Source organism: Halosimplex salinum (assembly GCF_003730195.1).
GTDB lineage: Archaea > Halobacteriota > Halobacteria > Halobacteriales > Haloarculaceae > Halosimplex > Halosimplex salinum.
The window spans coordinates 130,447-140,195 of sequence record NZ_QWGG01000012.1 but is presented as its reverse complement, the minus strand read 5'-3'; the positions used below and the strand labels follow the sequence as shown (position 1 = coordinate 140,195).

Annotated in this window: 13 protein-coding genes; 7 read left to right on the top strand and 6 right to left on the bottom strand. The window is 70.1% G+C overall.

What is annotated here, in order from left to right; all coding sequences use genetic code 11:
* Positions 1-171: 171 nt before the first annotated feature.
* Both D1409_RS21890 and D1409_RS21885 read left to right on the top strand, forming a co-directional pair.
* Positions 172-1,146 carry an ABC transporter ATP-binding protein gene (locus D1409_RS21890; protein WP_206425152.1) on the top strand — a complete coding sequence of 325 codons (975 nt, stop codon included), beginning with the start codon at positions 172-174 and terminating at the stop codon, positions 1,144-1,146.
* On the top strand, positions 1,143-1,919 hold the full coding sequence (locus D1409_RS21885; protein ID WP_123539091.1) for an ABC transporter permease: 777 nt from the start codon (positions 1,143-1,145) through the stop codon (positions 1,917-1,919). Before D1409_RS21890 ends, D1409_RS21885 begins: the two co-directional genes overlap by 4 nt.
* 3 nt (positions 1,920-1,922) lie before the next feature.
* Here the strand turns inward: D1409_RS21885 and D1409_RS21880 are convergent, their stop codons facing one another.
* Entirely contained in the window at positions 1,923-3,167 is a 1,245-nt protein-coding gene (locus D1409_RS21880; protein ID WP_123539090.1) for an ATPase domain-containing protein, read from the bottom strand.
* Positions 3,168-3,254: 87 nt separating this feature from the next.
* On the bottom strand, positions 3,255-3,908 hold the full coding sequence (locus tag D1409_RS21875; RefSeq protein ID WP_123539089.1) for a DUF420 domain-containing protein: 654 nt from the start codon (positions 3,906-3,908) through the stop codon (positions 3,255-3,257).
* A 128-nt stretch (positions 3,909-4,036) separates the two neighbouring features.
* On the opposite strand from D1409_RS21875, the gene D1409_RS21870 reads away from it, so the two are divergent.
* The 4 genes from D1409_RS21870 (at position 4,037) to D1409_RS21855 (ending at position 6,927) form a co-directional block, all read left to right on the top strand.
* Positions 4,037-4,456: a cobalamin B12-binding domain-containing protein gene (locus D1409_RS21870; RefSeq protein ID WP_123539088.1), complete on the top strand. Its 420-nt coding sequence runs from the start codon at positions 4,037-4,039 to the stop codon at positions 4,454-4,456.
* Positions 4,453-5,562, top strand: coding sequence for a methylmalonyl Co-A mutase-associated GTPase MeaB (meaB, locus tag D1409_RS21865; RefSeq protein WP_123539087.1), 1,110 nt, complete (start codon positions 4,453-4,455; stop codon positions 5,560-5,562). The genes D1409_RS21870 and meaB overlap by 4 nt, the downstream gene beginning before the upstream one ends.
* 126 nt (positions 5,563-5,688) lie before the next feature.
* Positions 5,689-6,624, top strand: a complete 936-nt coding sequence (locus D1409_RS21860) for an alpha/beta fold hydrolase (protein ID WP_123539086.1) — start codon at positions 5,689-5,691, stop codon at positions 6,622-6,624.
* Between the two features lie 84 nt (positions 6,625-6,708).
* Positions 6,709-6,927 (top strand): hypothetical protein, encoded by a 219-nt coding sequence (locus tag D1409_RS21855; protein ID WP_123539085.1) that lies wholly within the window; start codon positions 6,709-6,711, stop codon positions 6,925-6,927.
* A gap of 33 nt (positions 6,928-6,960) precedes the next feature.
* Here the strand turns inward: D1409_RS21855 and D1409_RS21850 are convergent, their stop codons facing one another.
* The 4 genes from D1409_RS21850 to D1409_RS21835 form a co-directional block, all read right to left on the bottom strand.
* Positions 6,961-7,299 carry a DsrE family protein gene (locus D1409_RS21850; protein WP_123539084.1) on the bottom strand — a complete coding sequence of 113 codons (339 nt, stop codon included), beginning with the start codon at positions 7,297-7,299 and terminating at the stop codon, positions 6,961-6,963.
* A gap of 78 nt (positions 7,300-7,377) precedes the next feature.
* Complete coding sequence (locus D1409_RS21845; RefSeq protein ID WP_123539083.1) at positions 7,378-7,764, bottom strand: Zn-ribbon domain-containing OB-fold protein; 387 nt, start codon at positions 7,762-7,764, stop codon at positions 7,378-7,380.
* Complete coding sequence (locus D1409_RS21840) at positions 7,761-8,927, bottom strand: thiolase domain-containing protein (protein ID WP_123539082.1); 1,167 nt, start codon at positions 8,925-8,927, stop codon at positions 7,761-7,763. Before D1409_RS21840 ends, D1409_RS21845 begins: the two co-directional genes overlap by 4 nt.
* 109 nt (positions 8,928-9,036) lie before the next feature.
* On the bottom strand, positions 9,037-9,312 hold the full coding sequence (locus D1409_RS21835; RefSeq protein ID WP_123539081.1) for a DUF7111 family protein: 276 nt from the start codon (positions 9,310-9,312) through the stop codon (positions 9,037-9,039).
* A gap of 114 nt (positions 9,313-9,426) precedes the next feature.
* Here D1409_RS21835 and D1409_RS21830 point away from each other — a divergent pair, with 114 nt between their 5' ends.
* Entirely contained in the window at positions 9,427-9,720 is a 294-nt protein-coding gene (locus D1409_RS21830; protein ID WP_123539080.1) for a PadR family transcriptional regulator, read from the top strand.
* Positions 9,721-9,749: the final 29 nt, after the last annotated feature.

Below are 9,749 nucleotides of genomic sequence, written 5' to 3'. Positions count from 1 at the left end.
CACCCCGCTGACGCATATCCGTCCTCCATCAGCCCCCCACCCCGCTGACGCACATCCGCCCTCCCACCCCGCTGACGCACATCCGCCCTCCGTTCGCCGTCCCGCGACTGCACGCCGGCGCTCCGGCGTCGAACCGAACCGCCTTTGCGAGCCCCACCGCTGTGTTCGGGTATGACAGCGACGCTCGTCGCCGAAGACGTGCGCCGGGCCTACGGCGAGACGGTCGCCCTCGACGGCGTCTCGCTCTCGGTCGACGCCGGGGAGGTGTTCGCGCTGGTCGGCCCGAACGGCGCGGGCAAGACCACGCTCGTCCGCGCGCTCACCGGGACGACCGACGCCGACGGATCCGTCTCCGTCTTCGGCGCCGACCCCAGAACGGTCGACCGCGAGCGGATCGGCCTCCTCCCGCAGGCGTTCGACCCGCCCGCGCGGCTCACCGCCCGCGAACTCCTCACCTACTACGCCGGCCTCTACGACGAGGCGCGCGACGTGGACGCGGTCCTCGCCGACGTGGGCCTGTCCGACGACGCCGACACCTGGTACGAGGACCTCTCGGGCGGCCAGCAGCGCCGGACCTGCGTCGGGTCGGCGCTGGTCAACGACCCCGACCTCCTCTTCCTCGACGAACCGACGACCGGCATCGACCCGGCGGGCCGCCGGTCGCTGTGGGACCTCCTCGAGGACCTCGCCGCCGGCGGGACGACGATCGTCCTCACCACCCACGACATGGCCGAGGCCCACCGCCTCGCCGACCGCGTCGGCCTGCTCGCGGACGGCCGACTCGTGGCCGTCGACGACCCGGACGCGCTCGTCGCCGAGTTCGGCGGCGAGAGCCGACTGATCGTCGAGACCGACGCCGACCCCGACGCGCTCGACCTCGAATACCCCGCCGAGCGGGCGGGCGACTCGCTGGTCGTCTCGGACGTCCCGCCGGAGGCCATCGGCGACGTCGTCGACGCCCTCGCGGCGGCGGGCGCGAGCTACGACGCGCTCACGTGGTCCGAACCCGATCTCGAAGACGTCTACCTCGAACTCGCCGGCACGGACGGGACGCGCTACGACCGCGAGGGGGCGGGTCGGGGACGGGAGCGGGCCGCGACCGCTGCGTCGACCGAGGACGCCGGGCCCGCGGAGGGCGACCGATGACCCGGAGCGGTCGCGTCCTCGCGTCGGTCCGCGCGGGCTGGCACTCGTTCCTCCGCCGCCGCACGGCCGTCTTCTTCACGTTCTTCTTCCCGCTGTTGATCGTCGTCATCTTCGGCGCGCTCGTCCAGACCCAGCCGACCGGCGGCGGGCTGTTCACCGAACCGGCAATCTACTACGTCCCCGGCTACCTCGCGGTGGTCGTCCTCTTCACCCCGCTCTCGCGGGTCGGGAGCGAGGTGGCCCGCCACCGCGACGGCAACCGCTTCGAGAAACTGGCGACGACGCCCCTCTCCAGGACGGAGTGGCTGCTGGCCCAGACGCTCGTCAACGTCGTCGTCATCGGCCTCGCCGCGCTCATGCTGCTGGTGCTCGTCGTCGGCCTGACGGGGGCGGCGATTCCGCTCTCGGTGCCCGTGGTCGCCCTGCTCGTCGGCTACGTCGTGCTCGGCGTCGTGCTGTTCTGCGGCGTCGGCGCGCTCATCGGCTCGCTGGCCGACTCGCAGGACGGCGTCATCGCCGCGAGCAACTCCATCGCGCTCCCGCTGCTGTTCCTCTCGGACACCTTCGTCCCGCCGAGCATGCTCCCGGCGTGGTTCCGGCCCGCGATGTGGGCGTCGCCGCTGACGTACTTCTCGCGCGGCGTGCGCGCGACGACGACCGATCCGGCGCCGCTCGCGTCCGTCCCGCTCCAGGTGCAGTACCTCCTCGTCCTCGCGGCGCTGGCGGTCGTGTTCGTCGCGCTCGGCGCTCGCGCACTCCCGCGGACGGACTGACCGTCACCCGGTCTCGTTCCGCCCGTTGTCCTCGCTCGGATCGGCGCCCTCCGCGCTCCCGTCGCTCCCGGCGGCGGACTCGTCGGCTGCCACGCTCTCGGCGGGCTGACCGGCTGGCGGCCCCTGCCCGAGCCCCGCGCTCTCCGTGCCGTCCTCGGAGGGGGCAGATTGCTGGTCGTCGCCGGCCGAGTCGGCGCCGTTCGCGTTCTCCGCCTCCTCGTCCGGCGGCCCCTCGTGGAGTTCGATGGTGACGATCCCTTCGCCGGCGGTGTACTCGTAGAGGACCCACTTCGGGAGCGTGAGCACGCCGCTCATCTTCCGCACGCGCACCTGTTTCATCAGCGAGCCCTCGACGAGTTCGTCGTCGAGGTTGAGTTCGACGATGCCGTCGACCATGTAGCTCAGATCGTGGGGGAACTGCTGGTCCTCGCTCGTGACCGTCGCGCCGGCGTAGATGGGGACGAACCGGCTCTTGCACACCTCGGCGCGCACGTCCTTGAGGAAGTCGTAGGCCTTGACCGGCTGGACCAGCGCTCCGAACTCCGTCAGCGAGTCGATGACGACGACCCCCTGGTCCTCCATGTCTCGCGACTCGAGCACACTGTCGATGCGGTTGTGTAACTCGCCGAGTTCCGTCGGGTCACGGACCTGCTCCGTCGCGTCGGCGGTGGCCTCGGAGAGGAACGCGTTCCAGTCGTTCAGCCGGTCGTACATCCGCTCGCGGTTCTCCAGGCGGTAGGTGAAACAGTCGAGGATCTGTAGCTGCCCGGACTCCAGGTAGGGGAGGACGTTCCAGTCCAGCGTGACGAACTCCTGGACGACGGACATCGGCGGTTCGAGGAAGGAGACGTACACCGCCGGTTCGCCCCGCTGGAGCGCGCGCCAGACCAGTTCCGCCTGGATCGCCTCCGTCCGGGTCCCCGCGAGGTCCGTCAGGAGGACGAAGGAGTTGCGCGGGATCCCCTGCGGGAGGCTCTCGTCGAGCGGCGCGACGCCGGTTGGGACCCGGCGGAACCCGTGATACTGGGTGAACACCCTGTCACTGTCCTGGGCCGCGTCGCGACACGACTCACAGCAGTAGGCGTAGGTCTCGCCGTGGTACTGGGCGGTGACCGACTCGTCGGGGATCGGGAGCCGACAGAAATCACAGCGACCGCGGCCGTCGGAGTTCGGGGCTCCGCGGCCGTCGCGTCCGTCTTCCGTCTCGTTCGCGGTGGCGTCGACTGCCGCGTTCGGCTCCTCGTCCATGCGTCCGCGTAGCACACGCGGCCGGAAAACGCTACGGGGCGCGTGCGCAGTCCCCGTTCGGGCGGTCCGTCGGTCCCGGGTCGACGGTCAGTCCCCGTCGCGTCCGTCGACGAGCGCGCGCAGCGACGGCCCGACCGCGAGGACGAGGAGCGCCTCGGCCTCGCGGTGTTCCCACATGTAGACGTGGTTGAGCAGGACGTAGGTGACGATGCCGAGGAAGAGACTCAGCGACCACGCGGCCACCGCGACGCGGCCGACACGTGCGTGGGACGTGTCTCGCAACTCCGAGGGGCTGTGGGTCAGTCCCAGCACGACGGCGTGGAGGACGACCGGAACCGCCAGCGCCGACAGGAGGATGTGGACCGCGAGCATCACGAGGTAGGCGTAGTAGACGGCGCCGGTCGCGAGGATCGACTTTTCGAACCCGCCGCCGACCTTCACCAGGTACATGACGAGGAAGACGAGGATGAGCGAGAAGGCTGTCAGCATCGCGGTGCGGTGTTTCTGCACCTCGCCGCGTTTGATGTACCGGACGCCGACCAGGATCGAGACCAGAGCCAGCGAGTTGACGACGGCGATGGCGTCGCCCAGCAGGACGACGAGGTCGTCGCTAATCTGCGGGAACGGCGCGTAGGGCGTGAACGCGCCGATGACCAGCACGTAGCCGATAGCCGAGAGTATCGCGGTCACGCGCCGCGGGTTCGCCCGCGCCCGTGACTGCAGTGAGTCGGCGACTGCCATACCCGGTGGTGAGGACGCCGCCGGTATACCCGCTTCGGAATCGCGGGTGTCACCGTCCGCGCGTCCGACCCGCGCGGGACGCAAAAATCACCGCAAACGTGAAACGGGAAACGAGCCAATAGACGGGCATGAGCGCAGAGCAGGGTCAACGCCAGATCCGCTGTCTCGTCGCCAAGGTCGGACTCGACGGGCACGACCGGGGCGCCCACGTCATCGCGCGGGCGTTGCGCGACGCCGGCTTCGAGGTCATCTACTCGGGACTCCACCGGTCGCCCGACGAGGTCGTCCAGGCGGCCGTCCAGGAGGACGTGGACGTGCTCGGCATCTCCATCCTCTCGGGCGCGCACAACACGCTCGTCCCGAAGATCATGGACGGCCTGGCGGAGTACGACGCGCTGGACGACACGATGGTGATCGTCGGCGGGATCATCCCCGACGACGACAAGGCGTTCCTCCGCGAGGAGGGCGTCGCGGAGATATTCGGGCCCGGCGCCTCGATGGACGAGATGATCGACTACATCCGGGCGAACGCGCCCGAGCGACGATGACGGAGGAGGGTTCGGGGTCGGCCCCCGAGTCCGGCGACGACCTCGACCCGCTCATCGCGGACCTGCTCGACGGGAAACACCGGGCGCTCGCCCGGACGATCACGAAGATCGAGAACCGGTCGCCCGGCTATCGCGACCTGGTCTCGCAACTCCACGCGCACACGGGCGACGCCGACGTGATCGGCATCACCGGCAGTCCCGGCGCCGGCAAGTCGACGCTCGTGGACAAACTCGCCAAGACCTACCGCGACGCGGGACTGACGGTCGGCGTCATCGCCATCGACCCCGCTTCGCCGTTCACCGGCGGCGCGGTGCTGGGCGACCGGATCCGGATGGCCTCGAACGTCGGCGACATGGACGTGTTCTTCCGGTCGATGTCCGCCCGCGGCACGCTCGGCGGTCTGTCGACGGCGACCACGGATGCGGTGAAGGCCCTCGACGCGTTCGGGAAGGACAAGATAATAATCGAGACCGTCGGCGCCGGACAGAACGAGGTCGACATCGTCCGCACGGCCGACACCGTCGCGGTGCTCGTCCCGCCGGGGAGCGGCGACGACGTGCAGATGCTCAAGGCGGGCATCCTCGAGATCGCCGACCTGTTCGTCGTCAACAAGGCCGACCTCGACGGCGCCGACCGCACCGTCACCGAACTCCGCGAGATGCTCCAGTTGCGCGACGGCGAGGTCCGGGTCGGCGGCGGTCACCACGGGTTCGAGGAGACGACCGTCGACGTGGGCGGCGAGCGCAGAGACGCCACCACGGAGGAGGGTGGCGGTTCGGCGGTCGACCCGTGGGATCCGCCGATCGTCGAGACGGTCGCCAACAGCGGGGAGGGGGTCGAGGACTTCGTCGCAGCGCTCGACGACCACCGCTCGTACCTGGTCGAGTCGGGACGACTCGAAACGAAGGCGCGGATGCGCTACGCCGAGGAGATACGGACGCTCCTCCGCGAGGACGCCCGCGGAATACTGGCCGAGGAGATCGAGGCCCGGGGCGGCCTCGACGAGGACGTCGAGGCGGTGCTCCGCCGCGAGAGCGACCCGTACACCGTCGCCGAGGCGATCCTCGAACCGCTCGCTGACTGCGTGGCCGACCGGCGGGAGTGAGGACGGGCCCCCGGGAGCGGACGCGACCGCGGACCCGAACTACTGGGTCGCCCACCGCAGGACGGTCGCCAGACCGCCCATCGACGGTGCATCACTTATATGCGGGCGAGGGCCCTACACGAGCGTATGAGACTGCGGACACTCGCCGGAGCGGCGCTCGGGACAGTCGGTGCGACTGCCGTTGCCAACCGGGTACTCGACCGGCGGGCCGGCGAACTGGGCCCGCCGCTGTCGGGCGACGACGGCGTGTACCGCTGGCGCGGGTTCGACGTCGCCTACACCGAGGCGGGCGACCCGGAGGACCAGGACCTCGTCCTCTTCCACGGGATCAACGCCGCCGCGACCAGCCACGAGTGGCGGTCGGTGTTCGAGCGACTCGCGGAGGACTACCACGTGATCGCCCCCGACCTGCCGGGCTTCGGCCGGTCGGACCGCCCGCCGCTGACCTACTCGGCGTCGCTGTACACCACGTTCGTCCGCGACTTCCTGACCGAGTCGAGCGAGGACGCGGTGGTCGTCGCCTCGTCGCTCACGGCCGCCTACGTCGCCGACGCCGCCAGCGACGTCGACGTGTCGCGACTCGTCCTGATCTGCCCGACCGCCGACACCGTCCCCGGCCGGCGCGTCTGGCTCCGCTCACTTGTTCGAGTGCCGGTCGTCGGGCAGGCCGTGTACAACGCCATCGGGAGCAAGCGGTCGATCCGCTACTTCCACGACGACCACGGCTACCACGACACCGCGAACCTCGACGGGGAGACCGTCGACTACGAGTGGCAGACCGCCCACCAGCCGGGTGCGCGCTTCGCGCCGGCCTCCTTCGTCAGCGGCCACCTCGACCCGGATGTCGACCTCGCCGAGACGCTCGCTGCCCTCGACGTCCCGGTGACGCTGGTCTGGGGGAAAGAGACGGACATGCCGCCGCTGTCGACCGGTCGCGAACTCGCACAGGCCGCCGATGTGGAACTGGTCTCAATCGGCGACTCGGCGCTGCTTCCCCACGTCGAACACCCCGAGGAGTTCCTCGCGGTCGTCCGCGGCGAGCGGACGCCGGCGGACCACTAGAGCGCGGTCCGGCCCGCTAAACGGCGGTTCGGCTACACTTCGGCAGAGAGAAACGCTATTCCGGTCGACTGTCGTCCGACTCCTATGGACCTCGCCGTCGTCGTGCTGGGCGCGCTCACCGTCGCGATGGGACTGTTCGCGATCAAGTTCCCGATGCGGATCCGGAGCTTCGTCTCCCCCAGCCGGTGGACCGACGACCCGGAGACGGCCGAGACGTACCAGCGGATCTGGGCCGTGGCTGTCGGGACGACTATCGTCGCGCTCGGGCTGGTCACCGTCGGTATCGGGCTGACGACGGGCTGACTCCACAGCGTCGAGGGCGCCACGCGTACCGGGCTACGGCCGCATGTACGCGTAGCCTTCGTTCTCTAGTCGCGTCACTTCGACGGCGCCTTCCGGGACGATCTCCGCGTTCCCGAGGAGGTCCGACTCGTCGATGCCTTTCGTCTCCATCGTGTTGCTGCAGGCCTTGAACGAGACGCCGTCCCGGGACAGCGATTCGACCTCGTCGGCGAATCCGCCGTCGCCGGTGAGGGCGGTGATGCCGTCCGCCTGCGCGACGACCGCGACGTCGTCGATGCTGCCCGACTCGTCGTCGAGGAGGTTCCGCGCGATAGCCAGCGACGTTTCCTGTTCGCTCTCTTCGCCGGAAACGAGGTGGAGTACGGATTGCATGCGTCTCCCCTCCGGGTCGATCGGAATAACGTGTCGTGCTTGCAGGAGACGGCCGCCCGAGCGAGCGGCGAGGCGTTCCTATCGCGGCCGGAAGACGACGGCGCGATCACCCGTCGTCTCGCGCTCGCCGACCTCGATACCGACCGGCATCCCGACCTCGATATCGTCGGGGTCGACGCCCCGCAACAGCCCGGTCACGCGGACGGGGCCGTAGTCGACGATAGCCGTCGTGTACGGCGTGTCGGCGCTGAACTGCGGCGTCGCGACCGACACCGTGGTGTAGGTCGCGACCTCGCCCGACTCCGGGAAGGGCGTCTCCGTCAGTTCGCGACTCCCGCAGTCGGGACAGACGCGACGGGGCGGGAGCCAACCGTGACCGCTGGCACACTCCACATAGTAGCCCTCGCCATCCTCGATCGCGTCGAGCAGGTCGTCGTACTCACCGTCTCTGGCTTTGTCGGTCATTCTTGCACCTCCAGCACGTGGACGGTCGCGCTCGCGACGGTGCCGCCGGCGTTGTGCGCGACACCGACGCGCGCGTCGTCGACGTCGTCGGACCACGAGGACTTCCCCTCCAGAAGCTTCGTGATCGAGGCGATCTGTGCGACGCCGGTCGCGCCGACGGGGTGGCCCTTCGCCTTCAGCCCGCCCGAGAGGTTGACCGGCATCTCGCCGGTGACGTGCGTCTCGCCCTCGCGCGCGGCGGTGATCCCCTCGCCGTCCTCGTAGAGTCCCAGCGACTCGATGGCGAGCACTTCGGCGATGGTGAAACAGTCGTGGACTTCGGCGACGTCCACGTCGTCGGGGCCGACGTCGGCGTCGGCGTAGGCCTCGTCGGCGGCCTTGCTCGCGGCCGGGGACTTCAGGAGGTGGTCGCGGTCCTGCAGCGCCATGCGGTCGCTCGCCTGCCCGGTGCCGGTGATCCCGACCGGGGCGTCGAAGCCGTGCTCCTCGGCGTACTCCGCGCTAGTCAGGACGGCGGCGCTCGCGCCGTCGGTGATCGGGCAGGCGTCGTAGAGACCGAGCGGTTCGGCGACCATCGGCGCGTCCAGCGCGTCCTCGACGGTGATCTCCGAGCGCAGTTGCGCGTACTCGTTGGGCAGCGCGTGGTCGTGGTTCTTCACGGCGACGTGGGCCAGATCCTCGCGCGTCCCGCCGTACTCGCGGAAGTACGCGCGGGCCATCAGCGCGTAGGCGCCCGGGAACGTCATCCCGGCGCGGATCTCGTAGAGGTCGTCGGCGGCGATCGAGAGCGCGTCGGTCGCGCCCGCGGTGCCGATGTTGGTCATCCGCTCGCTCCCGCCGACGAGGATCACGTCCGCCTCGCCGCTCCGGAGGTGTCTGACCGCCTCGCGGACCGCGGCGCCGCTTGACGCGCAGGCGGCCTCGAAGCGCGTGGCCGGCACGTCCAGCCCGACGGCCTCGGCCATCAGCGGGGCCTGGTGGCCCTGGTGTTCGGCGAGTTCGCCCATGAAGTTGCCGTAGAACAGGGCCTCGACGTCGTCGGGGTCGACGCCCGAGTCGTCGAGCGCGGCCAGTCCGGCCTCGGCGAAGAGGTCCCGACCCGTCCGCTCGGAGTGTTTCCCGAACGGCGTCAGCCCGACGCCAGTGACGCGTGGGTGGCTCATCGACTACCAGTAGGGACTCCAGGGGGTAAAAGGAGCGCGTTAATCTGTGAACCGATCGCACGATCGTCGCGCGAAATCGCAAGACGTGGCGCGGGTCCGACCCGAGACGCTACATCCCCATGTCTTCGGCCGCGTCGGGGACCGGCAAGTCGTGGGCGGCGACGCCGAGCAGTTCCGCGGCGTGGTCCAGCGCCATGTCGAACCCGTAGTAGCGCTCGAGTTCGTCGCCGGTCGCGCTCGGTCGCACTTTCAGCATCGCGTACCCGTCGACGTTCTGCGCGACGGCGGCCGTCCGCCCGTCGCGCTCGAAGGTCAGCAGGCGCTCGCTCTCGGTCTCCTCGTAGCGGGCCGTGATCCCGTCGCTCGTCGCGGTCGCGTCGGTCATGCCGGTGCTCGGGACCGCTGGTAGTCGTAGGCTTCGATCTTCGGACGGGACCGCTCGGCCGGCTCCCCGCGGAGAACCGCAAGAGTCGAACCCTCGCCGCTCGCACGGTCGAGTATGACGAAGTGGCTCCAGAGCGGGCGGCGGCGGGACCTGGCGATCATCCTCGCCGGGGAGGGACCGCTCCACGGCCAGGCGCTCAAGTCACGGCTCGAATCCCACTACGACGAGCGCATCGAACCCCGGTCGTTCTACGGCGCGCTCGACACGCTCGTCGACAACGGCCACCTCGAAGTCCGGGAGGCGGGGATCCACGACGAGTACGCGCTCACCGACCCCGGCCGGCGCATGGTCGAGGAACAGTTCGAGTGGATGCGCGAGCACCTCGACGAGACTGAGGAAGGCGAGTAGACCGGCCGCCGGCACCCTCGACCTCGTCG

Excerpts from the sequence above, each read along its gene's own strand:
- D1409_RS21835 (WP_123539081.1), bottom strand. The coding sequence starts at position 9,312 with ATGACCGACGCGACCGCGACGAGCGACGGGATCACGGCCCGCTACGAG.
- D1409_RS21855 (WP_123539085.1), top strand. The coding sequence starts at position 6,709 with ATGGACCTCGCCGTCGTCGTGCTGGGCGCGCTCACCGTCGCGATGGGA.
- D1409_RS21840 (WP_123539082.1), bottom strand. The coding sequence starts at position 8,927 with ATGAGCCACCCACGCGTCACTGGCGTCGGGCTGACGCCGTTCGGGAAA.
- D1409_RS21830 (WP_123539080.1), top strand. The coding sequence starts at position 9,427 with ATGACGAAGTGGCTCCAGAGCGGGCGGCGGCGGGACCTGGCGATCATC.
- D1409_RS21875 (WP_123539089.1), bottom strand. The coding sequence starts at position 3,908 with ATGGCAGTCGCCGACTCACTGCAGTCACGGGCGCGGGCGAACCCGCGG.
- D1409_RS21890 (WP_206425152.1), top strand. The coding sequence starts at position 172 with ATGACAGCGACGCTCGTCGCCGAAGACGTGCGCCGGGCCTACGGCGAG.
- D1409_RS21845 (WP_123539083.1), bottom strand. The coding sequence starts at position 7,764 with ATGACCGACAAAGCCAGAGACGGTGAGTACGACGACCTGCTCGACGCG.
- D1409_RS21870 (WP_123539088.1), top strand. The coding sequence starts at position 4,037 with ATGAGCGCAGAGCAGGGTCAACGCCAGATCCGCTGTCTCGTCGCCAAG.
- D1409_RS21880 (WP_123539090.1), bottom strand. The coding sequence starts at position 3,167 with ATGGACGAGGAGCCGAACGCGGCAGTCGACGCCACCGCGAACGAGACG.
- D1409_RS21860 (WP_123539086.1), top strand. The coding sequence starts at position 5,689 with ATGAGACTGCGGACACTCGCCGGAGCGGCGCTCGGGACAGTCGGTGCG.
- D1409_RS21885 (WP_123539091.1), top strand. The coding sequence starts at position 1,143 with ATGACCCGGAGCGGTCGCGTCCTCGCGTCGGTCCGCGCGGGCTGGCAC.
- D1409_RS21850 (WP_123539084.1), bottom strand. The coding sequence starts at position 7,299 with ATGCAATCCGTACTCCACCTCGTTTCCGGCGAAGAGAGCGAACAGGAA.
- meaB (WP_123539087.1), top strand. The coding sequence starts at position 4,453 with ATGACGGAGGAGGGTTCGGGGTCGGCCCCCGAGTCCGGCGACGACCTC.